The organism is Pseudomonas sp. Bout1, assembly GCF_034314165.1.
Classification (GTDB): Bacteria; Pseudomonadota; Gammaproteobacteria; order Pseudomonadales; family Pseudomonadaceae; genus Aquipseudomonas.
The window spans coordinates 3,485,496-3,512,209 of record NZ_JAVIWK010000001.1; the positions used below are offsets into that span (position 1 = coordinate 3,485,496).

Genomic DNA, 26,714 nt, shown 5'->3' on the forward strand with positions numbered 1-26,714 from the left:
TGCAACCGCTGTTTGCCCATTAGAAGGAGGCTATGATGAAACTCGCTACGTTAAAAAACGGTCGGCGCGACGGCCAGTTGGTAGTGGTCGCCCGGGACTTGCGCCACGCCGTGATCGCGCAACGCTTTGCAACTTTACAACAGGCTCTGGAAAACTGGGCTCTGGCCGAACCGGTGTTGAGACAGCAGTATCAAGCACTCAATCAGGGCAACGCGCCCGAGGCGTTTGCCTTTGATCCAGCTTTCGCCGCTGCACCGCTGCCGCGCGCCTACCAATGGTGTGACGGTTCGGCATTTCTCAATCACGCGCACCTGTTGCAAAAAGCCTTCGATCTGGCGCCGATGAAAGACCAACGCATCCCGCTGATGTACCAAGGCGCCAGCGATGACTTCCTCGGGCCTTGCGACGATGTGCGGTTGCCGGACGTAAACCACAACATTGATTTTGAGGGCGAATTCGCGGTGATCGTCGACGAGGTGCCAATGGGCTGCCCCGTCGACCAGGCGCTGCAATACGTACGGCTTGTGCTGCTGGTCAACGACGTGAGCCTGCGCGGGTTTCTGCTGCATGAAGTAAGCACCGGTTTCGGCTTTTTGCAGGCCAAGCCCTCATCGAGTTTTTCGCCGGTGGCTGTCACTCCGCATGCGCTCGGCAATGCCTGGCGCGACGGGCGGGTGTGCCTGCCATTGAGCGTGAGCTGGAACCAGACATGGTTCGGTTCGCCCAGCGGCGCGGAAATGAGCTTCAGCTTTGCCGACCTGATCGCACACGCCGCGCGCACTCGGCGCCTGCGGGCCGGGACCATTATCGGGTCGGGCACCGTGTCCAATGTCGACCGCACCGTGGGCTCGGCGTGCATCAGCGAGCGCCGCGCCATCGAGATGATCGAGCAGGGCAAACCGTTGACGGGGTTCATGAATTTTGGCGACCGGATTCGCATCGAGGCGCTGGACGCAGAGGGCCAGTCGGTGTTCGGTGCGATCGACCAACGCGTAGTGAAGGCCTTGTCATGAGCACACGTAATCGTCGCCTGGTGGACCTGTCCGTCGCCCTCGAAAACAATCCTTACACCGATCCGCCACCGTTGCTGCCGAAGATCGATTACATGGACCACCAGGCCGGTATCGATGAGCTGTTGGCGATGTTCCCCGGGTTGAACATCAAAGACATGCCTGGCCAGGAAGCCTGGGCGGCCGAACGCCTGAACATAACCACCCACAGCGGCACGCACATGGACGCACCATGGCACTATGCTTCCACCACCGATGGTGGCAAGCCGGCCTATGGCATTGACGAACTGCCGTTGGATTGGTGTTTGCGACCCGGAGTTAAGCTTGATTTTCGGTATTTACCTGATGGGCATGTAGTGACCGCTGCAGAGATCGAAACTGAGCTCAAGCGCATTGAATATGTGCTGCAACCGCTGGACATCGTGCTGGTGAATACCCGTGCCGGCGCGTTGTTTGGGCAGCCGGGCTACCTCGATGCCGGCGTGGGTATCGGCCGCGAGGCTACGCTCTATCTGCTGGAGCGCGGGGTGCGCGTAGTGGGAACTGACGCATGGAGTTGGGACGCACCGTTCAGCTATACCCGTGCGCGTTTTGCTGCCACTGGAGATAGTTCTCTTATCTGGGAAGGTCACAAGGCTGGGCGCGACATTGGCTACGGGCAGATGGAAAAACTGGCCAATCTCGACTTACTTCCTGCTCATGGTTTCGAGGTGTCGTGTTTCCCCTATAAAATCAAACACGCCTCGGCAGGTTTTGTTCGGGCGGTTGCGATCTTTGAGGATTGTCTGTGAGGGCGGTGACTCAACAGTAGCTCTTCAGTCATAAATTCCGAGCCTAGACAATGAATCAACATCCAGGGTGTCGAGCGATTCAATTGAGCAGAGCAGGGCGTCGATGAAAGCCCGTACTTTGGTCGAGAGACTGTGGTGATCCGCATAGACTGCATATACCTCTACACTCAGAGGCGGCTGATCAGAAAATAGACGAACCAGTTCGCCATGCGCAATGGCTGGCAGGGCTAAGTAGTCAGGGAGCAGCCCAATGCCGCCGCCGTGAATTAAAATTTTCTCAACAATATCGGTACCCGGAGTGCGAACGCGCCCTGGATTGTCTGTTGTTGACTTGCCGAATGCGCTATCGCCGGAGAGCCAAGATAATAATTTGTCAGGACGACCAATCAAGTCGTGATCGGACAAATCCTCAAGGGTTTGAGGCGTACCACGCTCGGCCAAATAACTAGCGCTCGCGCACGTCCAAAGTTCAGTTGAGCGGATACGACGTGCGACGAGCAGTGAGTCGGCCATCGCGCCTATGCGGATGGTGAGATCGAACTCTCCGGAAAGCATATTTATGCGTTCATCTGTTGCCACTATCTCTACCAGAATGGAGGGATATTGCTTCAGGAAAGATGGCAACATGGGCGCAATAATGCATCGGCTAAAGGAGCTAGGTGCATTAATCCGCAGCACACCACTCGGCACGCCCGCATGGGCAACCATTGTGCTCATCGCGACCTCAACGCTTTCAAGAATCTGCAAGGCTTGTGGATAAAGCAAATTCCCTGCGTCCGTCAGCCGAAGATGCCGTGTCGAACGCTCGACAAGTGCAGCACCTGCCATATTTTCAAGGCGCGCCATTGAGCGACTCACCGAAGACTTCGGTGCTCCCAGGGATTTAGCGGCGGCCGACACACTTTTTAAATCCGCTATGCGGATAAATGCACGTAGATCATTTATTTCGAACATAACCCAGCGTTCCAAATTTGGGACTGTTTGTCCACGTTTTCGAGTCTCTTCATGCCAAGTATCTGTTGTTAAGGTGACAGAGTCAGTTACAGGTATCTCTTTGCAGACCCAAATCCCCATAAATACAGGACTACACCTTGAAAATTCTCGAGTCGTATCAGCTTGGCGCTCTGGCGTTGAGTAATCGAGTGGTTATGGCTCCCATGACCCGCAGTCGTGCCCGAGCCGATGGCGTTCCTGGTGATCTGGCCGCCCTTTATTACACCCAACGCTCATCGATGGGGTTGATTGTCTCTGAGGCAATCAACATTTCAGAAGGGGCGGTGGGTGTGCCGAATACGCCTGGCATTTACACAATGGCCCAGATCGAAGGGTGGCACGAGGTAACCTCCGCGGTGCACTCTCAGGGAGGTCTTATCTACGCCCAACTCTGGCATACAGGTCGAGCTGGTCATTCGAGCGCTCGCGCAGGTGTGTCTGGTGTCGCGCCCAGTGCGATCAGGATCGAGGGGCAGAAGTCCTTCACCAGTGATGGGCCGATGGATTTCGAGGTGCCTCATGCACTCACCATTGAGGAGATACGGGCGGTGATAGGTGATTACCGAGATGCCGCTATGAATGCGCGAATGGCGGGTTTCGATGGTGTCGAGTTACATGCGGCCTTCGGCTATTTGCCCAATCAATTTTTAGTCGATGGTGCTAACCAGCGTACGGACTCATACGGTGGCAGCATTGCTAATAGAGTGCGCTTTACGCTGGAGGTGTTGCAGGCGTTGATTGAGGTTTGGGGCGATCGGCGTGTGGGTATCAAACTGTCGCCTTCCAACACGTATAACGGCATGACCGACAGTGATCCTGAGGCGCTTTATGAACATCTTATTACGGCCCTGAACAAGCTCCCTTTGGCGTACCTTCAATTGATGCAGCCCCTGTTTCCTCTTGATGAGTTTCCTGACTGGCCGAAAGATACCGTGGCCACCTACGCCAGGTTTTTTTCCGGTACGGTCATTGCGAATGGGGGGTACAACCGGGAAACGGCCGAGGAAGAGATTCAATCTGGGCGCGCAGATCTCATAGCGTTTGGTTCCCTTGCTCTGGCTAATCCTGATTTGCCCGCCCGGTTTGCCAAGGGAGGGCCTTTCAATGAAGCGGACCCTGATACTTTGTACGCAGGAGGCACAGATAAAGGGTACACAGATTATCCAGCGCTTCCATCGAACGACGGTTAATGCGCGTTCTAATTCACACAAGCCTTTTGGCGGGACGGTGAGCAGTATTTAAATAAGCCAGCCCTTCAAGCGGCAATCGAATATTGAGTACTGGTTGCCAGCAGAAAGATCTTCTATGCCGGTCCACGATAGAGGCTATATACCGATCGCCTAAAGAGCTACGCAGTATATTATTAATGGTTAATGTTAATCGTCGCCCTGGGGCTTGCGCAGACTATCCATATAAATCTCAATAGGCTCTAGCTATGAAAAAGATACTTGTCCTCGCTTATCTGCTGTTTGCTGCATCCACTACGAGTGCAGCCGAACAGTCCTGCTCCGAACAGCTCGGCGCTAAACAAGCGGCTGAACTAGTTCACCGATGCATCAGCGTCTCACCTGCCACATACCCACCGTGCAACGCAGCCAACAGCTGCGAAATAATTCAAAGCGAAATCGATCGCGGCTGCACGTTTTTTCGTAACGAGCCCGATAAACCGAAGTACTGCAGTTCTCATTTGTCTCCAGCTCTACCCTAACTGGCAGGCTGCTCACTGGATGGGCTGCGGCGTTGGAACATCTAACGTTGAAAGCGGACATGAGTATCCGACTGACTAAGTTCCGGTCATCGAATCCCACGTTCTTTGCACTGCAGAGCGGCGCCGCCACCGAAGTGACAATCCGCGTGCGGGCTTTAGCAACTAACATAACGCCACCATGATTTACACAGATGGCGTACAAGGCACTAGTTGCATCGGCACGATTGAGCTTGGCACCCACGAACGCGCTCACCACAGCATTCATAATCAAATAGGAAAGCCAGCCAATGTCATCACTCAAACACCCTGCATCCCTGTTCGAGGGCCGTAAAGCTATTGTCAGTGGCGGCTCACGAGGTATCGGCTCCGCTGTTGCACAGCGCTTGATCGACGGCGGCGCGCAGGTCGCAGTCCTAGCCCGCTCGCGTCACCCTCAAACGCCTGCAGAAGCGTTATTTATTGAAGTCGACCTGAGCTGCGAATCCGGCGTTACGGTTGCCGCTGAACATGCGGTGAGAGAGCTAGGCGGGCTCGACATTCTGATTAACAACGCCGGTGCTGGTCAGCCGCAACTTCCGGACTCTTCAGCAATCACGGATAGGCAGTGGGTGGATTCGCTGAACATCAACCTCATGGCGGCAGTGCGACTCACCACTGCGGTACTGTCGACACTTAAACGCTCCGAGTTCGGTGTGATCATTAATCTGTCCGCCGGCTGTGCCACGCCGGCACCCGGCGCCATGCTTCACTACTTGTCTGCTAAGGCCGCGCTGAATACCTACAGTTTGGGCTTGGGTAATGAACTTGCACCCTACGGAATTCGGGTCAATGTGGTGACTCCCGGCCCGATCTCTTCACCGGGCGGCGATGCGTTTCGTAAGGTTATCTTGGATGCGATGGATATGGATGTACAGGCTATGGTCGAGCAGGTGCCACTTCGTCGTCTCGGTACCACGCAGGAAGTGGCGGACATGATCGCGTTTCTCGTCTCTGACCAGGGGCGCTGGTTGACCATGCATAACTACTTTGTGGACGGTGGGATGGCAGCGCTCTGAGGCCTTGTAGAGCGTCACATCTGTTTAGCATGAGGCGTGTAGTGGGCCTGATAGCGATAAAAATGACGCCCCGTAAGCTAGGCTATTGAGGCCTTAAGGGTTCATCGCGATGGTTGTCTGGCTTCGTCTTCGACAACTGAGTGAACTGCTCCAATGCGTTCTGGAAATCCTCCAATTGGGTTGTACTCAGGTTGCTATGACGAAGATCTAGCCGTAGGTCTTTAGCCTTGCGAAATGGAGCGTCGAAGGTTGCCGACGTGTGTCTGAGCCAGAGAGCTGAGGCCGACCGGAGGCTGTTCATCTCGTACGCCTCGCGTTCTTCTCCCTTCATCTTAGCAAGAGCATTGTCAAAAACGGATTGGAGGAGGGTACGTACTTGTCGTCCGGACAAGCCCGCTCGGCCATCCAATGTCGTAAGTAGAAGGGTTCGCTCGTCATCAGTCGCCAGGAGGGACAGACCGAGAAAAACGCGGTAACGTTTGAGATATCGGTCAACATACTCGTCCCGCACTGCAATTTCTACTGGCTTGTTGCCTTTTCCGATCACGTGGTACCACCAGTTGCCTTCAGGGTCTTGGTGAAAATCTCCCATGCAAGGCTCCCAGTCTTGCGACATTGTAAAATAGAAACTTTAAAAATTTGAAACTTTCTATTCAAGGCTTTTCGCTTCCTGATAACTTCAAATTATATTGATTTTGAAAGCAAATAACAATAAAGGCCACGCCTTTGGTGGCTATTTTCGTGCCGAGTGTCTCGCGACGCAATAACCTTGATATCTTTATTTCAAAAAGGTATAGCGACGAATGGTCTCTCGCCCATAATTCCACTGCAATATTGAAACTCCGGAGTGCATGTATAATTTTGAAACATTGTAAGCGCATGATTTATCATACAAAAGCTGAGAGCTAGAGCATGGACCCACTTTCTCACCCTTCAAGACCGGCAGGCGCTCCAGAGTTTGTCGTATTCAGCCATAAGCAAAACGAAAAAGTCAGCTTGTTCTGCCGTCCTACGCTGTGGCGTTTTGCCGAGGTAGAGTTTGACCCCTGGGTGAAAGAAGTGAGTGTCAACCAACGCTTCATCGAACTCGACGGAGGAAGGGTTCCAGTGGCGCTCGCTTTCGAAAATAGGCACGCTTCAGTCATTGTATTCTCCAAATTACACTTGGGGACTTGCACACCGGCTCAGGTTCAAAAGTATGCCGATGACAACGGCTTCCTCTGCGAAGTTTTGGATTTCCATTTTTTGAAATCTAATCACGCACGTTACGAAAACTATCTGCTGATGCTTTCCTACATTAATAAGCACAGGGAGTCACTTACCGAGCGAAATTTACGGGGCGTTATCAAGTGTATCCCACGCCAGGAATTATCGCTGAATACAGCCGTGCAGGCGGCTGAGCAGGAGTTTTCCGAGAAAGGCGCAGCGCTGGTTTTTGAACTAATCAGACGGGGATATTTGATCGTCAAGAATTTGAGTTCGATCAAATTAAGTGGTGCCTCCCAGTTGAGCTATGGAGACGCCCCGCATGAGTGAACAACGGTTTTCCAGGTCAGAGCGCGTACGCGAAGGGCATGATTGTGACCGGTGGCGTTCGATTGACTTAACGACTTTGCCGGACAGCATTCGCGGCGCAACAGAAAATCGTATCAACGCGATCCGGGCCTTCCTAAAGGAGGGTGCCTCGCTTGAGGAAATTCAAGAAAAATACGGTATATCCCGTTCGACACTCTATCGAGCGATAGAGAAATGCGAAACGCTTGACAAAAACGGAAGTCCGGCTGGCTGGGTAGCCGCAATTCCCTATAAACGAAGTGGTGAAAAAAAATATAATCGGACAGCTCCACCCGACTTATCATCTAGTCAAGGATATTCCGGGATCTTTACTCAATTCGTTGAAAAAAACCAAGATCTGGCGGACTGGTTAAGAGCGCAGGCTCGTAATTATAAACCCAGAAAATCGGGCGGAGACTATTTTATAGCGATTCACAAAAAGTTCGTTCGCAAGTGCGTTGAGTGTGGAATACCCGAAGATCAATATCCACTGAATCAAAAATCCAAAGGTATTAGTAGCCTCAGAAAATGGTTGCAAGAAAAACATCGGGAGTTGCGGGCTGAACGGGAGTTAACATCGTTTGAAGCCAATGAGGACGCCAGAGATATCGACCCCTCTGATATTTTAGAACAGGTGGAGGCTGACGGGCACAAGCTGGACATTCGACTGGTTATTCGTGAGACGGACGCTTACGGAGAACCGGTGGAATATGAAATTCTCAGGGTCTGGCTTGTTTGCCTGATTGAGAAGTTTTCACGGTGTGCGCTGGGCTATTCATTGGCATTAGGGCACAACTATGACCAAGTGGATCTGCTTACGGCAATCTACCGCGCGCTGAGTCCGCACACGCGCCCGCAAATATGTATACCCAATACCCGTTATCGCGGTGAAGGGGGCTTCCCCTCAGAAACTGCCGGGGCGTGGCAAACCTGGTCCACATTGAAACTGGACAACGCATGGGCTCATAAGGCGAAGCATGTGATTGAGGTCTTAACGGACAGGTTGGGTTGTGTGGTGGAATTTGGCAGGCCGCACACCCCAAATGACCGTCCCATCGTAGAGCGCTTTTTTCTCTACTTGGTACAAAATTTTTCTCATAGAGTAATCGGCACCACGGGCAGCGAATCCCAAGATGAGATAAAGACTCGCTTATCGCCAAAGTCAAAAAAACCGCTAAAGTTGTTACTGACTCTCGATGAGTTGGAGAGCGCACTAGATATTGTGATCTCTGATTATAACGGCCGACCACATTCGGCAATTCAGGGCCACACGCCTCTGGATCTTTACCTGTTGCGTTTGGGCGCCAGAGCGCTGCCACCGAACACGCTACCTATCCGCTTTCAGCATGAAGCGGCCTTTACGAAAGTTCGTGAGGTCAAGACGGTGAAGACCAATGCAAAGTATGGGGGCGCCTTCATCAATTTCGCCTACCAAAAGTATCGAAACGCGGACGTTCTGCGCAGTAATTCAGCGGGGCAGAAAATGATCATTGAGTATTCGCGCAGAGATGTCTCTTCGATCAACTTGCTAGATGAGTTCGGGGAGTTCATTGGTGTGCTTACACCGTCACCGCCTTACTCCACAACGGCGCACAGCTACAAATTGCAAACGGAGATTTCAAAGGCCGTAAAGGATGGGCAGTTTCGCTTTTCGGATAATGAATCATTCATCGAAGCGGTCCGAAGGTTCCAGTTGAAAGGCAACAAAATAACCCGAGAGAGCGCTACGAATCTCTACAAAAATACGGGGTCGGTCTCCTCAGTTCCACCATCCGACGAAGTTGCGCTGCCAGTGGAGTCTGTACCGCCAAACGATCGAGTTAAGCTCCTTAAAGTGTTCACTTTTTAACTACGAGGCTACAAATGGACATCCAGGATACCCGGCCTATCGAAGTTGAGCTCCACCCCGTTTGTAATCAGCGCTACTTAATACCCACTTTTTCAATCGGTGAGACCTACGCATTAGTGCTGAAGGCTATCCGGCGCAGAGACTCAGGTTTAGTTATCTGGGGGCATACTCGTTACGGTAAGACTTGGGCGATGCTTTATTGCCAGCAATGCCTGGTACAGGATTTTCCGGATTTTCCAGTGGTTATTTACAATGCAAAGCGGGAGGTGTCCGCGACAAAAGGTAATTTTTACAATTCACTGCTGGAAGTGGTCGGGCACAAGCAATGGAATGACAACGTTAGTATCTCGAACAAACACCACCGGCTTGTGAATTTTATGGAGCAAGCCGCGCTTAAGGATTCACGGCAAGTCTTTATTCTCTTTATGGATGAAGCTCAACGACTTCAGCAGCAACACTTCGACTGGATCAAAGATATCTACAATGATCTGAGGCTGAAAGGCGTGATCCTGCTGCCAATCCTGGTCGGGCAACAGCAGTTGCTGGATCAGAAAAAAGCATTCCTCAGGGCCGGTGTGGAAGGTGAAGCCATCGTCAATCGATTCATGCTTTACGAGCATCCTTTCCGCGGCATACGTGAGAAAGAAGATTTTGCGACCTGCCTTGGTTTTTTTGACAGCACCCCCTATCCGGCCAACTCCTCCTGGACGTTCACCAAATTCTTTGTGCCGCAAGCCTATGCCAATGGGTTTCGGCTAGCGCATGTCAAAGACATCTTGTGGGATGCCTTTTGTGATGCCTATCAGGAGTTGAAGCTGAAAAGTAAGATGGAGATTCCCATGCAGTATTTCAGCAAGACCATAGAGATTATCTTGCGCGACAGTGTAGATCTGGATCAGCCGGGGTATACCATCACCAAAGAGTTCAGCTTGCGGTCTATCCGTGAGTCATGGTTTTTAGCCGCAACGCTCAATACTAAAGCTGCTGACCAGAACGCCTAATGATAATTGTCCCTGATATGAAGACGCTGAGCGTTGTGCCTCGGTACTGCCCGGTAGCTCCTCAGTACATAGTCTACGAATCTGCCTATTCTATTCTCAGTCGGTTTTCGCTCTACAACGTCATCCGAGGCGATGCTCTAGTTAGGATCTTCGCCCCGCCAAAGGATCCGGCGGGCGGTAAGCGTAGCCGATGGCTAAACCTTGCTCATAGCGCTTCCGTTAATCCGGCGGCGCTTCAAGAGTGCTTTGCCCTAGATGGCGCTCAACGAAACTCCCTTTTTTTAGTCCCGTCGGCACTAACATTCAGTGATTGCGTCGCCACCACGTTAAGAGTGTGCCAGGTATGTCTGGCGCGTGGTGTGCATTATTCCCTCTTCCAGTACCTACTGATTCAGCAGTGTCCGATCCATCAAGTGGAGTTGACCCAGGCCTGTCGGACCTGCGGTGGGGCCATGGATTATTCACTGAACAGCGGGTTGTTCCATATGCCATACGGTTGCCATCATTGCGGTCGACTCTTGCGGCGCAAAGGAAGCAGTAGTGGATGGTCGTACTTGAATAAATCTGGGCTTGATCGTTTGACTTTAGCGCATCGAATCTTTGATCGTGGCAGGGACCGGAAGATCTATTTTGATATCAGTCAGCCCACCAATGTCTATTTCGATAATGCTGTGCAATTTTCCTCTGCCACCCAGGATTTCGCATTACATCAACGTGCGCTCTTCTTAGAAGTTCAGTGCAGCATTGCAGCAGGGCAGGGCAGGCCTGACGCCTGCTTTTACAGGACAATGAATATCGGCCGTCGCGTACCGGTTGAGGAGACGCTGAACGATGAGGCTGTCACCGCGCTTGTTTCAACGTTGAAATGTATCTTCCGGCAGATGAGGAAACGCTTTCTGCCTGGCATTAGGTTGAGCCACCAGCTGTTGGCTGGAATGTGGAGAAGCATTGAGGGGAGTGAAATCCCTAGACGAGGGTATCACTTGGTCGGCTATCTTGACTGGCTATGCTTTTGGTATGGCGTGCAGGCGCCAGCGGACTTGTGCTCGAAAGCGAGGCTATGCGTCATCGGGAAACTCAGAGCATGGCTTGACTCCAAGCGGATTCACGAAGTATTTACGCTATTAAAAGGAAGGCGCGAAAAGCAATGGCTGATATTGAAAATACTGGCTCATGAGGTCATCTATTTTATGGTCAGGCAATTGCAAACGTTATCCGCAGCTGCGCCCAGTGACTGTGCGACCCAATCAAGCCACGTAACCTATCACCGTACAATCCGCCCTGCTGCATGGGCTGTGGTTGTGCTGGCTAATGACGTAACTTGTACATTTCATTTTTCTGCTCGTTCCGCTTCAACTGAACTGAGTCGGTCGGGTATGAGTGCTGCAGAGCAGAAGGAGACGGTTGCGTCGCTGTCACGTTAGCCAATGCTGCGTAAGGTGATTAGCGCTCACGCCGACCCACTCCGGTTATGTTTTCATTACCCTCTTCGGAAATGAACACCCGACCGGTGCGAAGGCTGGAATTCTCCAGCGCGTTAGGTATGCCGAAGGCGTCTGCACCTTCCGATGCGGCCAAAGCCATTCTGGCGTTACGAATCGCGTCGTCCCAATCTACGTAGAAATAATGGTCGTCCAATGCTGTTGACGCTGCCTGCGGCAGCCCAGTCTCAACATCAAGCGAAAACTGGAGATTGACTACCTTTTTACGTTTTTCATCGAGTGATCTTACGACCGTGAGCTCACTGACAAAATCTTCCGGAAAGGGATCTGCGCTTGGACAGTAAAGGTCGATAGCTGGAGCGCAGTTCACGCTTGTCACCATGAGCGCAAAGCGGTAGCGGCGCTCCAATACGACGTCTATCGCATGTGCGTCCATCGCGAACTCGACCTGAGCATCCCCCATGCTGAACAAGTGATGATGCTTACCGTGGTACTCTACCAGGTGATGATGCCGACCTAACAACACCTGCAGTAGCATTGCAGTACCCTCCGTCAGGCGGGCCTTTTTATCGTTGCCGAATTGGAAGTGCCAATCATCGACGCATTCAAAAATCAGATCAGCACATTGTGTTCTCGCGAGGTCGGAGGTGGTGCATCCCGTTTCGTGCATCAGGCCAATCATCGCGAGATCTCTCACCCAGTGGTCCAAGCCCCGGCATGTATCGCCTACCAGTTCCAGGTATTCTTCTGAGTGCAGTCTTGCCTGCGCCGTGAGCTCTGTGGTGTGGGCAAAGGACTTGGCTTGACGGTAGAGCTTTTTCATCTGGCAACGCAGGGGGTCCAGATTTTTGCCGAAGCGGTGTTCCTGCCAGTTCATGGCGGCGGCTATTCTAGAGGCGGCCTGGCGATTGCTCAGTCGACCCAAGCCCTTCAGTTCACGATTGATGAGCAAATCATCAACGTATAATGGCAGGTAGTAATTCCTAGGTTCTGTCGGCTCTGCCGGGCCTGGGTACAAACTGATATGTGAAAGATAAAAATAAACATATGCCTCCAATGGCAGAAGGCTATCACTGAGCGATTTGTACCGAGTGTGGCGCAACCATAAGTCGAAATGCTGAAGATAGCGCGCCACCTTACGCTGCCTGCGCATTGGTACGGTATGCAGCACAAAATCGGAGATATCCTGACCCAGACTGGGAATGAAGTAGAGTGTTTGCATTGGCGTCATGGGCTGTCCCGCTGGCAATCATCAACGACGGATCGTGGATTAAGCTTTAAGTCGCGCAAGTTCGCGCCTATCTGATCAAGCGAAGCGTCTTGATGCAGGGGCTCCTGGAGCAGGGCGCTGATTATCGGGCATGTTCACTGGCCTGTTGTCGCGGCCTAGGAGTAACCCACCTTTGCATCCACAGCCTGGAATGGCATTCCAGGCTCTGCTGCCCCTACACACAACTCAGGGGTGACATCCAGCAAAGCCACGACGCGGGCCGCGCTGGTTCTTGAGTGCGCTGGCGCTCATGGTAGGCCTTTCTTCGCCGCACCTGACGGAGCTCAACTTCCAGGTTAGCAAACTCAGTGGCGACCATTGACTGGAATTGGTCGCGCAACGTGCAAGCGGCCCGCTTGTCACGTCATCTCCAAGTGATGAGCAGCAGTGCATCGGTACATTCGTCCGCTACGCCTGTTCGTTCTTAATACGCTTTGACGGGCGGGTGCCGTCAGGCTGAGAATCCGTTTCGCGCTTCTCCTTGGCGCGTCGACTCTCCCGGAGGTGAGGTTGTCGACAGGACGCCTCGCCCGCAGGCCAGCGCCGCGCAGCCCGTGACCGGACGACGGTCCAGCGGGAGCCGCTGCGGACCCAACGCGAGGGGCTCCGCGCTGTTCCGCAGGGCCTGCGCCATTTGTCTGGCTGGGTGATCGCAGCCGATCAAAGGGTCTTGAGCGGCCATCAGGTTCCTGCTCTCCGGTGGAGGTCGACCCTTTGCAACCTTCGCACGGCGCGGTTGGGTGATGCTAGTAGGGGGCTTGAGGGGTGAAGCGGACGCGGCTTAACAAGGCGCGGGGCGAACAGCAGGCAGAGCGTTGGCTGATCGCCGCCGGCGCGCTTGCAAGCCCTCGCATGGTCACCCCGTGCCGGATCCTTGGCTAGCGGGAACCGCTTGTCGGAACCCACTCCGATCTGGCATTGTCGACGTGCTGACCTTTTTCGCTCACAGCCCCCGAACAGTGCGGCTGGGCAACTCAGTGGTAAGGCTTTTCGCCGAAGCGGGCGACTGATACGGACATATGAGCACTTCACCCAGTTATGGAGACAAGCGACAATGGATGTGTCGACTCAGCTGCAGCCCTCAGGAAGCGTTTCTCTATGACTGCCAAATTTACCTGGACCAACCCTTCGGTGCTCAGCTTTGCCGAGGGTGAAGATCCTGTCATAGCGATGGAAAGTCGCGCCCGCCAACTGGTCCTTCAGGCAATGGACGATGGTTGGGGCGGCCCCCCCTTTGACCCTCTCGCGCTTGCCACTTTGCTCAATATCCGCACGGAAGCTCGCGGAGATATTCCCGACGCCCGCCTGCGCCCACTCGACAGTGGTCACCTGGTGCTGGAGTACAATCCCATGCGTCCTCGCGGCCGGCTGAGATTCTCCATCGCCCACGAAGTCGCTCACTCGTTGTTTGCCGACTGCAGTGAAGAAGTCCGCCACCGTAACGGCGACACGGCGAGTCGGCGAGACAACTGGCAGCTTGAAGTGCTGTGCAATATCGGCGCCGCCGAACTGCTGATGCCATTGGGAAGTTTTCCCCAGTTGGCGGACAGTGTCCCGACCATCCGCCAAGTTGCAGAGATCAGAAAAACCTTCGATGTATCGGTCGAGGCGTGCCTTATACGAAGCATTAAGCTCGCAACATCGCCCAGTGCGGCGTTTTGCGCCTCTTTCCATCCGGAGGATAATGCCTATCGAGTTGATTACGTCATTCCGGCCCCGGGCTGGAGTTGCCCGATCAGGCCCGGGCAATCTTTTGCCGACGAAGGCGTCGTCTCTGAAGCCAGTGCAATCGGGTTCACGTCGATTGGCGACGAAGAGCTGCAGGGCAATAGTTACCGAATCGAATGCATGGGCCTCGCTCCCTACCCTGGAAGCCTGGTCCCACGAGTCGTCGGTATTCTTCGTCCCAATCAAGACACCGAGTTCAATCATCCGTCGTTAAGTGAAGTGGTAGGGGATGTCCTGTCACCACACGGCAGCGGCCCGAGGCTTATCGCCCATGTGGTGCCTAACACTCCAGCACAATGGGGCGGACGTGGGTTTGCGCACCAGGTAAAAAAACAGTTCCCTAACGTCTGGAACCAATACAAATTAGAAACCGTGGCCGCAGACCGCATTCCTGCACTTGGCCAAGTTTACATTGGGGCACATCGTAATGGGATCAGCTTTGCGCACATGGTGGCGCAGAAAGGTTACGGCGCGATAAAAGGCCAGCGTCTGAGCTATGCCGCCTTCGCCGCCTGTCTGTCCCAAGTGCGAGAAAAAGCCCTTGAGATTGGTGCCTCTGTCCATATGCCCAGAGTCGGGACAGGGCACGGGGGGGCAAACTGGGAGGTGATTAAAGAGCTCATCACTGAAGAGTTGGTTGACAAGGGCGTTCGAACAACTGTTTATCAACTGCCTGCCCAAGCCTAAGCGCTTGAGCCTACCGTCAAGGAAGTCGGATGAAACCCAAAGCCATCGTTTTATCTGGCCGTGTCGGTGCCGGGAAAACTACGTTAGCTCAGCTCTTGGTGGCGAAGGCGGGGGCAAAACTGATCAAGACGAAAGACTTGATTAAAGACGCTATCCCGAGCACGGGCACCTCTCGCAGAGCTCGCCATAATGCGGGCCTAAGGCTTGACCGGATGACCAACGGTGGCTGGCTCGCCAATACGCTCAGCTCACGTTTGATCAACGACAAAGACCTGACCCTGGTGGTTGTCGATGCGGTCAGGTCGGCTGAGCAAATCAAGTTTCTACGGCACAGCGGCTGGTTGGTGACCCACGTTCATCTGCAGGCCAGTGAGCACGTACTTGCCAAACGCTATGAGCAACGTGGTAGCGCCGCAGAGACGGCTGACTATGACGAAGTGGCTGGTTTTTCAACCGAGCGTCACTCTAACGCCTTGGCGAAAATCGCAGACGTGGTGATTGACAGTGATCGCTGTAATCGTGACGACGTCTACGCGCGAGTGATCGCTCGACTGGAAAACCGTCCCATCATTGCGCTGCCCATGGTCGATGTGTTGGTGGGTGGGCAATACGGGAGCGAGGGCAAAGGCAACATTGCCCACTATCTGGCCCCTGAGTACGACGTGCTCGTCCGCGTCGGCGGTCCCAATGCTGGGCACAAGGTTTATCGGATTGACGACCAGCCCTACACCTTCCGGCAGTTGCCCTCCGGCGCGTTGGGCAATAAAGACGCCACCCTAGTCATCGGCGCCGGCGCCGTGATCAGTTTGGACGTGCTGCTGCGAGAAATAACCGAGCTGGCACTCACCTTTGACAAGGTGATCATTGATCCACAAGCGATGATTATCGACCAGGCGGACATTGTGTGGGAGGAGCGGGTTCTTAAGACGGCGATTGGCTCGACGGCTCAAGGGATTGGGAGGGCCACGGCCAGGAAAATCCTGGAGAGGGTCCCCGATTCGAAAGTTCGCCTGGCTAAAGATATTCCCCACCTCAAGCATTACATCCGAGACTCCGTGGAGTTTTTTGCAACCTGCCTCTCGGGCGGGAAAAGGGTGATGCTTGAAGGGACTCAAGGGACCTCGCTCAGCCTTCACCACGGCTTTTACCCGCACGTGACCTCCAGGGCCACGACGGCCGCCGCGTGCTTGTCCGAAGCCGGCTTGTCACCCAGGCACGTGAGGAAGGTGATGATGGTCTGCCGAACCTATCCCATCCGCGTCGGTGATTCGGTGACGGGAATGTCTTCCGGTTTCATGAGCCAACCCATCGAATTCAGCGACATCGCCGAACGGTCAGGCATTCCGGTAGCAGAGTTTGCGCAAACGGAAGTTGGCTCGGTGTCGCATCGGCCACGCCGAGTCGCGGAGTTTGACTGGGCCCAACTGAGAAGGTCGTTGATCCTCAATGGTCCGACGGATATCGCCTTAACCTTTGCGGACTACATCGATATCAAGAACCGAACTGCCTTTCGCTATGAACAGCTTTCTGACCAAACCCTGCGCTTTATTGAAGAGATCGAGAAGGTCAGTGGAATTCCTGTCTCCATGATTTCAACCGCGTTTAATGAAAGAAACATCATTGATAGAAGAATGTGGTAACCAAGGATCATCATGCAGCTAGAGACCTTTATCGCCCATTATCCTCGCTTGTACCATATGGCCGAAGCCGGCACCTGGCCTTCTATTAAACAGCACGGCTTGCTGAGCACCCTCGCAGTGCTGGATCGGTATGGTATCGCTGGGCCTCAGCGCCTGGTTTTGGAGACCCAGCACCGGCCTAGCAAGGTGACGGTAGGGCCACTAGACAACGCTATCGTGCTAAGGGATCAGATCCCTATGCCGCCCAAGCGCCTTGAAGACGCGCTGATCGATGGAACCACCCCAAGCCAATGGTACAAGCTGATCAACAGCAAAGTTTTTATGTGGGCAGAGGAACACCGGCTGTTCAAACTGCTCAATGCGCGCAGCTACAAAAAGCTCACCCATGACGTGCTGACTATCGATACGGCGTCGCTGGTCAGAGATTACGCGGAGAAAATCATGGTGTGCCGCATGAACTCGGGTAACACGTTTCCCATGCCTCACGCGCGAGGCCTTGAGGATTTCATGAGCATCAGTGACTACCCGGTAAAACCCAGGTCTGGGGCACCGGCCAAGAAGGTAGTGGAAGTAGTCACGGACTACTCCATCCCGAACATCAAGGACTATGTGATCGAGGTTCGTTCGATACAGGGGCAAACCGTTTTGGGCCACATAGGCTTATAGCCGCGATGAACGATCTCTGCGTCCTTCTCATCAGCGGGCCACTGGCGGTGGGGAAAACCTCGATCCGCGAGGCCCTGATCGCCCGGCATGGGTATGCTGCCGTGCAGTCAAGTCCCTACCTGAGACAACTCGCGGAACGCCGGGGAATTACCATCGATCGAGCTAACCTTCAGAGCTTAGGCGACGCCCTGGACCTAGAGACTCAATACAGTTGGATCGTGAAAAATGTCGCCCTCCCTCAGATAGCGGCGACGCCTGAGCAACACTTTTGGGTCGTGGACTCGGTGCGAAAAGCGGAACAGGTCAGACTGTTTCGCGACTACTTCGGATCAGTAATCACGCATGTTCATTTCACTTGTCCTGAGTCGGTCCTGAAAAACCGTTACGACACGAGAAGTCGCCAGGAAGATGGCATTTCTTATGAGGACGCCATAAATCATCCCAACGAAATTTCGGCGCGCGGCCTTTCACAGATTGCTGACCGAGTCGTGGAACTTGAAACGCTAACCAGCGAAAAGGCCGCTGACATGGTTGCAAAATGGTCCAATCCGAGCAGTTGACCGGTACCTGCCTTAAAGGCCGAGAGTATTCCTACCCTTAGGGGAGCTTCTGGCGGATTTTTGACTGTTGCGAAGGGGCTGCGCGCTATCGATACGATCAACTGTTTAGTCGGTATTGGGAGAGTAAGTGTTCCGACCACTCACCTTGGGTGATTACCCTCCGGAGGTTCTTCGTCATCAGCGACCGATGACTTGAGTAGGGTCGTGGCTCGACTTTCGAGCAGTGCACCCGCTTGAAAGTAACCCATCACCGTGGTGACACTGCGATGTTCAGTCATGGCCATCACGTCGCCGAGCGGCACGCCCTGGCGCCCGGCCTCGGTGACAAACCCCGATCTTAAACTGTGCGCCGCCCAATTGCCGTCCAGCCCGGCCAATTGGGCGCGGCGTTGGACAATCCGCGCCACCTGGTCGCTCGACAGCCGATCAGCACTGACCTTGCCACCTTTATACAGGCGGCGAAACAGCGGGCCAGATTCGGCGGGCGCAGCCGCCAGCCAGGCAGCGAGGGCCTGCGCTGCTGGGCCTCGCAGCGGCTTCTCACGGCGCACGCCGCCGGTGTCGGTCTTGGTGGTGCCGAGGGTGTACAGCCAGGTGTCAGCATCCAGTTGGCGCACGTCGCCGACCTGCAGGCCGACCACCTCGGACCGCCGTCGACCGCCACCGCTCCAAGCCAGGAGCAGCAGGGCGCGATCCCGTACGCCGCGCACACCGTCGCTGCAGGTGGCGAGCAGCGCATGTAACGGCTCGAGCACGATCGCGGTTTTCTTGCGCACCGCCACACCCTGGCGCGATTGCGCTTTGCGAGCGTCGCGCAGCAAGGTCTTTAACGCCGGATCTTCGCACGGATTGTCCCAGCCGTTGAGTCGATGCCATTTGCCGAGCACCGAAAGGCGGTGACTGACGGTATTGAAGGCCAACGCCCCCAGTCCGCCCTTAACCCGGGCGGCCACCAGCGCCGCGTCGATCGCCGGCGGCAGCAGGTGCGCCCAGGTACCGTCGGCTAGCGGCCGGGCCAAGTGGTCGAGGACGAACTGCACGGCCACGGTGGCGGGGAGTGGCGCATCGCCCAGCACTTGGCCGTAGCGCAGTTGCAGCCAGGCCGACCAGTAGGTCAGGGCGCTGCGGTAGCTGCGCACGGTGTTGGCCGCCGTGCCGGCGGCGATAAACGCGGTCGCGGCGTACTGGGCGTTTTCGGCGAGAACATGCAGCTCCAGCGGCGATTCGTCGACCAAAGGTAACTGATCTGTAATATTTAATACGTTCAACGTATGATAATTCCATTATTCAAAAAATAACGTCGGATAACATTTAATTATCAGACCTAATATACGCTGAGGTGAGCCATGGCAGTAGGGGTGCCGGAAAACGACGTGTTTGCCGCCGCGGACGCAGTGTTGGCCCGCGGCGAACGGCCAACGGTTGAACGTGTGCGTCTGGAGTTGGGGCGAGGCAGTCCGGCTCGCGTCGGTGGTTTGCTCGATCAATGGTGGGCGAGGCTGGCCGAAAGGCTGAGTGGCGAGACTCGCCTACCGACGTTGCCGGCGGGGGTCTCGCAGGCCTTTGTCGCCGTGTGGCAACAGGCGATCCATCTGGCACAGGGCGTTTCTGAGCAGGCGCTGTCCGAACAACGTCATGTCTTGGCCGCCGAGCGCGAGCGAGTCGCCGTCGTGGAGGACCAGGCTCGTCAGGACGTCGCACTCGCTCGACAACATGCGATGGTCGCCCAAGCGGCACAGCAAGTTAGCGAGACTCGTTTGGCCGACCTGGAGGCGCTTCTGGAACAGCGTGCGACGCAGATTCAAGACCTGCAGCAGCAGCGCAACAGCCTGCTGCGGGAACGCGGTGACGCGCAGCAGCACAACCAGACCTTGCATCAGGAGCTGCAGGAGTTGCGACTCAAGGCCGAGCAGGAACGCGTCGCGCAGGAGATCTACGTGCGCGGGGTCGAGGATCGTGCGCATCGTGAAGTCGATCGTGCCCGGGAAGAGAGCAAGCATATGACCTCCCAAGTGAAGGAAGCAGGCAACCAACTTGAGCATTTGCAGCAAAGGATTGATGGTGCGCAGTACGCGCTGGGTCAGGCACTGCAAAATGCCGCAGCACAGCAGGCGCGTGGCGACACGCTTGAGCAGCAGTTAGTGCAACTGCGCTCATCGCCAGTCAGCGAACGCAAGACGCGAGCGAGGAAAAAGCCGGGGCCCAAGCCTGCGAAGTAGGCATGCCAGTCTACATCTTCAGCATACGGTGACACTTTGCGCCAATCCAAAGGTTCTGCGAGAGACATCGATTGGGCAAGCCACTCCACCGATGGGTCATCCCGGAAACCTACGTCCAACTGCTCTTCGAGTACCTAGAGGCGTGCGGTCATGCGCCAGATACGATACTGGGAGAGCCCTGGCCGACGCCCGTCGGGCATGGTCTCGGCGGGGTTGCCATCGAACACTGGGAGACACTGCTGGAAACAGCCGAACAGCATCTGGATGATCCGTTGATCGGGCTGCATGTCGGCCAGACCATCTCGGCCCGACATCTTGGCGTCCTCGGCTCCGTACTCCTGGCCTGTGATAACTTCGGTGCCGCGCTGCAACGATTCGAGCGCTACCAACGCCTGGTCTTCGACGTCATACCGATGACGATCCGCATCGGCCCCTGCTGGACCGAACTGACCTGGGATATTCACGAGTATCAGCCCCGGCACCTGATAGACGAGACGACTTCACCGTGATGACACAGTTCTGCCGCGGCCTGATTCGGGGCTCGATTCCCTTGAATACCGTGCATTTCGTACACGCAGCACCCCGTGAAGTGAAGCCTTGCGAGGACTACTTCTTCGGTTGCCCGGTGCTTTTTAACCAGCCGGAGCCGCTGCTGCGTTTCGGGACCGAAATGCTGTCTATGTCTCTGAAAAGCCCGGACCCGGCGCTCGTCGCGGTGCTGGAGCGTCATGCAGAAGAACTGCTCGCAGGGCTGCCGCAGGAAGAGGAAATCATCGAGCGAGTGAGAAAGGAAGTCGCGCTACTGTTGCAGCAGGGCGAACCGGACATCAAGCGCCTGAGCGCGATACTCTGCTGCTCACCGCGCAGCCTTCAGCGGCGACTCGAAAGTGCCGGGACAAGCTTTCGTCGAGAGCTCAACGTCGTCCGCCATGAACTGGCGCGATCCTATCTGCAGGATCCACGGCTTCAGATTTCGGAAATTGCTCTGTTGCTCGGGTACTCCGAACACAGCGCCTTTACTAGGACATACTGCGAATGGACTGGCGAGCCCCCGAAACGAGGCCGCGAGGCGCCAACTGGAGCTGAAGTGTGACCGATTATTTTGGGTCAACTAGGCCGTATCGATTGTTGGCGATCGTCGATGGCTGTCAGCGGTGAAAGGAGGTACCGCCATGTATGGTTTTCAGATATTCGCGTCGGAAAAATCAGAGGATGGGTGTTCTCAACCAATCCAATTTCTGAGTGAGCCGTCTATAGGTTATTCCGTTGAGCGCAACCTGCTCTACCTTCTGGGGGGCTTTGGTATCGGCCGTATCAGTTCACGAGTGACGTCCTGCTCTAACTGATCAGAGATGTATTCTTGATCGACGCGTATTCGCGCTCAATTTGTTTGTAGCCATATTTGTTCTCAAGCCTTTTGACGATGAAGTGACCTCGGGCAGTGTTTTGATAAAAGTCAGTGAATAGAGCATTGATCGATGCGCCGGTAAACGCTCCAATTACAGGAACAGCCTGCGCCGCAAACTTGCTAGTAATGGTAAAGCCAAAGCGTGTAGCGACCTTTTCAATCAACACGGTCAGCCATTTCCCTGTCTGACCCGGGGTAAAGTAACTTGTCGCTTTGGCACCGTGTTTGGCAACGATCTCTGCCAGCTCCTTGGACAAATGCTGCATGGTCTGAGTGGTAAAGCTACGGGTAGCGTAATAGCCCGTTTCCGTAGCATCGTCTGCTTGGCTTGGGCCACCCATGGCAAACACTTCGATGCATGCCTGCTTCGTTGCAAAATCATTGAGATCGAAGCCTTCGCTTCGTGCCACATCGGCCACCGATCGCATCATTATGGTAGTGGAGACCGGTAGCTCGACGAATAGAGCGGTAAAGCCGAAGGCGCCGCCAATTGCGCCGGAGGTGGCTGCATAAATCTTGTGTAATCGTGTTGATGCAGGTTTTTTAGGGCTGTTTTCCAAGCTCCACAACGCGGCTTCGGCAGATGAATGCAGGGCCGCTGTTACGGCACCATTAATCTTCCTTGAGACGACGTCAGGTAAGGCTTTCACCGCAATTTCGATTGGCGACCCGATAAAGCCGGACAGCCTCGCCGTCAGAGAAGGAGACTCCAGTAAATCCACCGCCTGCTTCAAGCTCTTGTAGTCTTCGGGGTTGTCTTTGATGTCCACACACATTTCCGTCGGAGGTTTAGTCCGCAAACATGAATCCATCGATTAGGCTGCGCGACGGGTACTTAAATGAGCGGTGAACTAGGATATCAAGTGTGGCGAGCGGTACACCAAGTATTTGATGTCACACATTTATGGACTCGACGAACACCTGATCTTTTGGCTTTCCTTATGCCAGCGCGCAGCGCTCTACACTTGAGCTCTGCTAGCATCAGTTGGATGGGAAGTCGTCGACTGTCGGCCTCCTTGGCCTGTGATGTCCACATGGAAGGGCAGTCACGTAGAAGTCATCAGAGCTCGTAAGAGTGCGCACCGGTTCCAGCAAGGTTCCCGCTGTCGACGATAAGGTACTCCTCGCGAATACGAGTGCCTTCAAAGTAGCTCTGCAAAATTTCCAGCGTACCCGCAGCATAACGTGCTTGAGCCGAGAGCGAGGTTCCGGACATATGAGGTGTCATACCGTTGAACGGCATAGTTCGCCAGGGATGTTCGGGTGATGCCGGCTGAGGAAACCAGACGTCTCCTGCATAACCTGCGATATGTCCTGACTCCAAAGCCCTGACAAGAGCATCGCGCTCCACCAATTTGCCACGTGCACAATTGATGAGATAAGTACCGCGTTTCATTTGTGCCAGTGTTGCTTCGTCGAGCAGGTTTTCGGTGGACGGATAGAGGGGGATCTGAAGATTGATGATGTCGACAGTCTTGATCAGCGACAGCACATCCGGGTGAAACGTCAGGTTCAACTCATTTTCAATGGTTGAATCCAGGCGGTGACGCTGGGTGTAGTGCAGGTGCAAACCGAATGGTTTAAGCCGACGCAGTACGGCCAAGCCTATTCGTCCGGCTCCGATAGTGCCGAAATGCAGGCCTTCGATGTCATAGCTTCGGGAAACACAATCCGCAATGTTCCAACCACCATCAACGGCTGTTTGATGGGCAGGCAAATAATTGCGTACCAGCGACAACGCCATCATCACCACATGCTCCGCGACACTGATGCTGTTGGAACCGGTGACTTCGGCAACGGTGATATTAGCGTGCGCCGCGGCAGCAAGATCCACATGATCAGAACCAATACCGGCGGTGAGTGCAAGCTTCAATTTTTTCGCTTTGGCGATCCGTTCGGCGGTCAGATAAGCAGGCCAGAATGGTTGAGATATAACCACCTCGGCGTCAGGCAGGAGACGTTCGAACTCAGAGTTCGGCCCATCCTTGTCGCTGATCACAATGAGCTCATGGCCGCCCCGTTCCAAATAATTGCGAAGCCCCAACTCCCCTGAAACACAGCCCACCAGTTCACCGGGTTTGAACCCGAGAGGGCCCATTGGTGTCGGCGTTTTCTGGCCATTGGCATACGTCGTGATGGTTGGAATCTCATTTCTTGCGTAACGAGGTGGATAGCCATCAACAGGGTCGGGATAAAGAACACATAGTATTTTTGCCATGAACTATATCTCCCGTGTGTCGTGTGACTTTCTGTTCTGCCAGGATAAAGCGATTGGGCTGTATGTCGGCCAAGGGCCGTGAAAGGGGGAAGGTATCCATCTGAGGCAATCTATTTAGCCGCGCACTCAGAATTGGACACCTGGACCTATCAGGCTTGGCACCTAGTGGTGATAGCCTTCACCCAATTTAACTTTACCTCTGAAAACGTAATAGCTCCACGCGGTATAGACCAGAATGAAGGGAAGCGTAAACAGTGCTCCGATCAGCGCAAACAGCTGGCTTGCCACCGGCGAGGCCGCCTGCCACATAGAGATGGACGGCGGTACGATATTGGGCCAAATGCTGATGCCCAAGCCGCTGTAGCCAAGGAAAATTACAAGCAGTGTCAACAGAAACGGACTTGCGGTTGCTCGATGCGCCAGCGTGATCAATGTGGCAATGAAACAGAACAGCAACAGCAGTGGTACAGGCAGGAAGTAGAGCAGGTTAGGCATCGTGAACCAACGTTGCGCGATCTCCGGATGGGCGAGCGGCGTCCAGATGCTGATCACTGCAATGACGAACAACAGAGCATAGATGAAGTAGGACGAAAATCGGTACATATCCTCCTGCAATCTGCCTTCGGTTTTCATGATCAGCCAGGTGCTTCCCAACTGGGCATAGGCCACCAGCAGTGCGAAACCACAAAACAGCGGGAAGGGACGAAGCCAGTCGAGACTGCCACCTGCGTAGGCATTGTTGACGACTGGGATGCCGTCAAGGAAGGCACCGAGCGCAACGCCTTGGCTGAAAGTGGCAACGATAGAACCGCCGACGAAAGCCTTATCCCACCAATGCCGATTGCGTTCACTGGCCTTGAACCGGAACTCGAAGGCGACACCCCGAAAAATCAGGCCCAGTAACATGATGATCAGGGGCAAATACAGCGCGCTGAGAATGACTGAGTAAGCCAGGGGAAACGCTCCGAAAAGCCCGGCGCCACCGAGTACCAGCCATGTCTCGTTGCCATCCCATACGGGTGCAACCGTGTTCATCATGACATCTCGCTCTTCTTTGTCTTTGATCGCAAGAAAGAGCAATCCAATGCCTAGATCAAAGCCATCCATCACGACATACATCATGACGCCGAAGATGATGATCAATGCCCAAATCAAACTCAGGTCGATGCCGCCCATAGCGCTCGCTCCTCAATCTCGGAAAAGTGTCTGAACATCATTTTTCATCTGCAGCCGATAGTGGCCTGGCTGGTGTTCGTTGTTGGCCTACGCTGTCCTCAGGAGCGGGTTTCGCCCCGTGAGCCTGCGGCCCTTTGTGCACGAGTTTGAGCATGTAAGCGATGCCTGCACCGAACAAAACGAAGTAAACAAGGACGAACAGCACGAGGCTAATGCTGACCTGTGAAACGGTCAGTGGTGATACCGCGTCAACTGTTCGCAGCAGGCCGTACACTACCCATGGCTGACGGCCCATTTCGGTAGTAACCCATCCTGCCAACAACGCAATGAGTCCAGAGGGGCCCATACAAAGCCAGAAGGCCAGGAACGGACGTGAGGTGTATAACTTCTGTCCGCGCCGCAGCCACAGGCTCAATAGTCCGGCAAGGATCATCAGCATTCCCATGCTGACCATCAATCTAAACGTCCAGAAAATCACGGTTGAATTAGGTCGGTCTTCTGGCGGGAATGATTTGAGCGCCGGAATTTGCTTGTCGAGGCTGTGGGTGAGAATCAAGCTGCCCAGCACCGGAATTTCAATCGCGTAGCGGGTTTTTTCGGCTTTCATATCCGGCCATCCCGCCAGAATGAGCGGCGAGGGCTCACCGGGAACGTTTTCCCAGTGGCCTTCGATGGCAGCGATTTTTGCAGGTTGGTGTTCGAGCGTATTCAATCCGTGAGCGTCTCCGACCACCGCCTGAATCGGCGCCACGATCAGTGCCATCCACGCAGCCATCGACAACATAGTGCGAGCTGCCGGCGTGTCATGACCGCGTAACAGGTGCCAAGCGCCTGATGCCCCCACAAAAAATGCAGTCGCCAGGAATGCTGCGATTGCCATGTGCGCGAGTCGGAACGGGAATGAGGGGTTGAACACCACCGCCAGCCAGTCAACAGGAACCGCACGACCGCCAACGATTTCGAATCCCTGTGGCGTATGCATCCAGCTGTTCGATGACAGGATCCAGAACGTTGAAATCAGGGTACCCAACGACACCATGGCGGTAGCAAAAAAGTGCAGCCCACGGCCAACCTTCTCCCAGCCGAAGAGCATAACGCCTAGAAAACCTGCTTCAAGAAAAAAGGCGGTGAGTACCTCGTAAGTCAACAGCGGCCCAGTGATGCTGCCTGCAAAATAGGAAAAGCCACTCCAGTTTGTTCCGAACTGATAGGCCATAACCAATCCAGAAACCACGCCCATGCCGAAATTCAGGGCAAAAATCTTTACCCAAAAAGTGTAAAGATCCTGATATACATCTCGTCCGGTTTTAAGCCATAAACCTTCCAACACCGTTAGGAAGCTGGCCAAGCCTATTGTTATTGCAGGGAAAACGATGTGGACGCCAACAGTAAACGCGAACTGAATTCGCGCTAAATCAATTGCAGTCGAATCGATTATGTCCATGCTTTTCTGCCTCTCAGGAAGGGTGCAAATTTGCCTGGGAATACAGCTGGGAAGGCAACTACGCTAGCCCGGGTTATTGGCTTTCCTTTGCCTTGACATGGTGGTGCATGCCGCCTAGATTCTAGATCACTGTCGAAGATCATGAGCAAATATTTCTCTCGGTTAATGAGAGGAGCTCTCAAGTAGGGTTCTGAGTTGTATATTTGTTTTGTGCTGTGTGGTTGTGACGTTTACCTCTCACTAAGAGGGTGAAAGTTACGTAATGCCGTATTATAGCGGCAGGAAATATGCAACT

23 protein-coding genes and 1 pseudogene are annotated in these 26,714 nt (G+C 54.4%); 16 read left to right on the top strand and 8 right to left on the bottom strand.

Going from position 1 to position 26,714, the window contains the following annotated elements; genetic code table 11:
* Positions 1-35 precede the first annotated feature (35 nt).
* Together RGV33_RS16225 and RGV33_RS16230 are read left to right on the top strand one after the other, a co-directional pair.
* Positions 36-1,013 (top strand): fumarylacetoacetate hydrolase family protein, encoded by a 978-nt coding sequence (locus tag RGV33_RS16225; protein ID WP_322145157.1) that lies wholly within the window; start codon positions 36-38, stop codon positions 1,011-1,013.
* The gene (locus tag RGV33_RS16230; protein WP_322145158.1) at positions 1,010-1,801 is read left to right on the top strand and encodes a cyclase family protein; all 792 of its coding nucleotides are present in this window, start codon (positions 1,010-1,012) and stop codon (positions 1,799-1,801) included. The genes RGV33_RS16225 and RGV33_RS16230 overlap by 4 nt, the downstream gene beginning before the upstream one ends.
* A gap of 24 nt (positions 1,802-1,825) precedes the next feature.
* Here RGV33_RS16230 and RGV33_RS16235 read toward each other — a convergent pair whose 3' ends face one another.
* Positions 1,826-2,755 carry a LysR family transcriptional regulator gene (locus tag RGV33_RS16235; protein WP_322145159.1) on the bottom strand — a complete coding sequence of 310 codons (930 nt, stop codon included), beginning with the start codon at positions 2,753-2,755 and terminating at the stop codon, positions 1,826-1,828.
* 137 nt (positions 2,756-2,892) lie between these two features.
* Here RGV33_RS16235 and RGV33_RS16240 point away from each other — a divergent pair, with 137 nt between their 5' ends.
* Both RGV33_RS16240 and RGV33_RS16245 read left to right on the top strand, forming a co-directional pair.
* On the top strand, positions 2,893-3,984 hold the full coding sequence (locus tag RGV33_RS16240) for an alkene reductase (protein WP_322145160.1): 1,092 nt from the start codon (positions 2,893-2,895) through the stop codon (positions 3,982-3,984).
* Between the two features lie 805 nt (positions 3,985-4,789).
* The gene (locus RGV33_RS16245) at positions 4,790-5,557 is read left to right on the top strand and encodes an oxidoreductase (protein ID WP_322145161.1); all 768 of its coding nucleotides are present in this window, start codon (positions 4,790-4,792) and stop codon (positions 5,555-5,557) included.
* Positions 5,558-5,639: 82 nt separating this feature from the next.
* On the opposite strand, the gene RGV33_RS16250 is transcribed toward RGV33_RS16245, so the two are convergent.
* A complete protein-coding gene (locus tag RGV33_RS16250) occupies positions 5,640-6,149 on the bottom strand; it encodes a hypothetical protein (protein WP_322145162.1) in 510 nt (169 codons plus the stop codon).
* A 320-nt stretch (positions 6,150-6,469) separates the two neighbouring features.
* Between RGV33_RS16250 and RGV33_RS16255 the strand changes: the two genes are divergently transcribed.
* The 5 genes and pseudogenes from RGV33_RS16255 (at position 6,470) to RGV33_RS16270 (ending at position 11,385) form a co-directional block, all read left to right on the top strand.
* Positions 6,470-7,093, top strand: a complete 624-nt coding sequence (locus RGV33_RS16255; RefSeq protein WP_201142071.1) for a hypothetical protein — start codon at positions 6,470-6,472, stop codon at positions 7,091-7,093.
* Positions 7,086-8,960, top strand: a complete 1,875-nt coding sequence (locus tag RGV33_RS16260; RefSeq protein WP_322145163.1) for a helix-turn-helix domain-containing protein — start codon at positions 7,086-7,088, stop codon at positions 8,958-8,960. The genes RGV33_RS16255 and RGV33_RS16260 overlap by 8 nt, the downstream gene beginning before the upstream one ends.
* Positions 8,961-8,974: 14 nt before the next feature.
* A complete protein-coding gene (locus RGV33_RS16265; RefSeq protein ID WP_322145164.1) occupies positions 8,975-9,961 on the top strand; it encodes an ATP-binding protein in 987 nt (328 codons plus the stop codon).
* 17 nt (positions 9,962-9,978) lie between these two features.
* A pseudogene (locus tag RGV33_RS34285) lies at positions 9,979-10,371 on the top strand (hypothetical protein); the annotation flags it as partial.
* 42 nt (positions 10,372-10,413) lie between these two features.
* On the top strand, positions 10,414-11,385 hold the full coding sequence (locus RGV33_RS16270; RefSeq protein WP_322145165.1) for a hypothetical protein: 972 nt from the start codon (positions 10,414-10,416) through the stop codon (positions 11,383-11,385).
* 19 nt (positions 11,386-11,404) lie between these two features.
* On the opposite strand, the gene RGV33_RS16275 is transcribed toward RGV33_RS16270, so the two are convergent.
* The gene (locus RGV33_RS16275; protein ID WP_322145166.1) at positions 11,405-12,634 is read right to left on the bottom strand and encodes a hypothetical protein; all 1,230 of its coding nucleotides are present in this window, start codon (positions 12,632-12,634) and stop codon (positions 11,405-11,407) included.
* Between the two features lie 1,137 nt (positions 12,635-13,771).
* On the opposite strand from RGV33_RS16275, the gene RGV33_RS16280 reads away from it, so the two are divergent.
* The 4 genes from RGV33_RS16280 to RGV33_RS16295 are packed head-to-tail and all read left to right on the top strand — an operon-like array spanning position 13,772 to position 17,954.
* Positions 13,772-15,088: an ImmA/IrrE family metallo-endopeptidase gene (locus RGV33_RS16280; protein ID WP_322145167.1), complete on the top strand. Its 1,317-nt coding sequence runs from the start codon at positions 13,772-13,774 to the stop codon at positions 15,086-15,088.
* 29 nt (positions 15,089-15,117) lie between these two features.
* Positions 15,118-16,728 (top strand): adenylosuccinate synthetase, encoded by a 1,611-nt coding sequence (locus RGV33_RS16285; protein ID WP_322145168.1) that lies wholly within the window; start codon positions 15,118-15,120, stop codon positions 16,726-16,728.
* A 12-nt stretch (positions 16,729-16,740) separates the two neighbouring features.
* Positions 16,741-17,394, top strand: a complete 654-nt coding sequence (locus RGV33_RS16290) for a DUF7002 family protein (RefSeq protein WP_201142058.1) — start codon at positions 16,741-16,743, stop codon at positions 17,392-17,394.
* 5 nt (positions 17,395-17,399) lie between these two features.
* Positions 17,400-17,954, top strand: coding sequence for an AAA family ATPase (locus RGV33_RS16295; protein ID WP_322145169.1), 555 nt, complete (start codon positions 17,400-17,402; stop codon positions 17,952-17,954).
* A gap of 140 nt (positions 17,955-18,094) precedes the next feature.
* On the opposite strand, the gene RGV33_RS16300 is transcribed toward RGV33_RS16295, so the two are convergent.
* Positions 18,095-19,222 (bottom strand): tyrosine-type recombinase/integrase, encoded by a 1,128-nt coding sequence (locus RGV33_RS16300; protein ID WP_322145170.1) that lies wholly within the window; start codon positions 19,220-19,222, stop codon positions 18,095-18,097.
* A gap of 78 nt (positions 19,223-19,300) precedes the next feature.
* Between RGV33_RS16300 and RGV33_RS16305 the strand changes: the two genes are divergently transcribed.
* From RGV33_RS16305 to RGV33_RS16315, 3 genes are all read left to right on the top strand, one after another.
* Positions 19,301-20,173 carry a DNA-binding protein gene (locus tag RGV33_RS16305; RefSeq protein ID WP_322145171.1) on the top strand — a complete coding sequence of 291 codons (873 nt, stop codon included), beginning with the start codon at positions 19,301-19,303 and terminating at the stop codon, positions 20,171-20,173.
* 71 nt (positions 20,174-20,244) lie between these two features.
* Positions 20,245-20,682, top strand: a complete 438-nt coding sequence (locus RGV33_RS16310; RefSeq protein ID WP_322145172.1) for an AraC family transcriptional regulator ligand-binding domain-containing protein — start codon at positions 20,245-20,247, stop codon at positions 20,680-20,682.
* Positions 20,682-21,266, top strand: coding sequence for a helix-turn-helix transcriptional regulator (locus RGV33_RS16315; protein ID WP_322148687.1), 585 nt, complete (start codon positions 20,682-20,684; stop codon positions 21,264-21,266). The genes RGV33_RS16310 and RGV33_RS16315 overlap by 1 nt, the downstream gene beginning before the upstream one ends.
* Before the next feature lie 245 nt (positions 21,267-21,511).
* Here RGV33_RS16315 and RGV33_RS16320 read toward each other — a convergent pair whose 3' ends face one another.
* The 4 genes from RGV33_RS16320 to RGV33_RS16335 all read right to left on the bottom strand — a co-directional run bounded on the left by RGV33_RS16320 (position 21,512) and on the right by RGV33_RS16335 (position 26,413).
* Entirely contained in the window at positions 21,512-22,357 is an 846-nt protein-coding gene (locus RGV33_RS16320) for an EcsC family protein (RefSeq protein WP_416152123.1), read from the bottom strand.
* Between the two features lie 284 nt (positions 22,358-22,641).
* On the bottom strand, positions 22,642-23,799 hold the full coding sequence (locus RGV33_RS16325) for an NAD-dependent formate dehydrogenase (RefSeq protein ID WP_322145174.1): 1,158 nt from the start codon (positions 23,797-23,799) through the stop codon (positions 22,642-22,644).
* A 162-nt stretch (positions 23,800-23,961) separates the two neighbouring features.
* On the bottom strand, positions 23,962-24,975 hold the full coding sequence (cydB, locus tag RGV33_RS16330; protein WP_322145175.1) for a cytochrome d ubiquinol oxidase subunit II: 1,014 nt from the start codon (positions 24,973-24,975) through the stop codon (positions 23,962-23,964).
* Between the two features lie 37 nt (positions 24,976-25,012).
* Complete coding sequence (locus RGV33_RS16335; protein ID WP_416152124.1) at positions 25,013-26,413, bottom strand: cytochrome ubiquinol oxidase subunit I; 1,401 nt, start codon at positions 26,411-26,413, stop codon at positions 25,013-25,015.
* Positions 26,414-26,714: the final 301 nt, after the last annotated feature.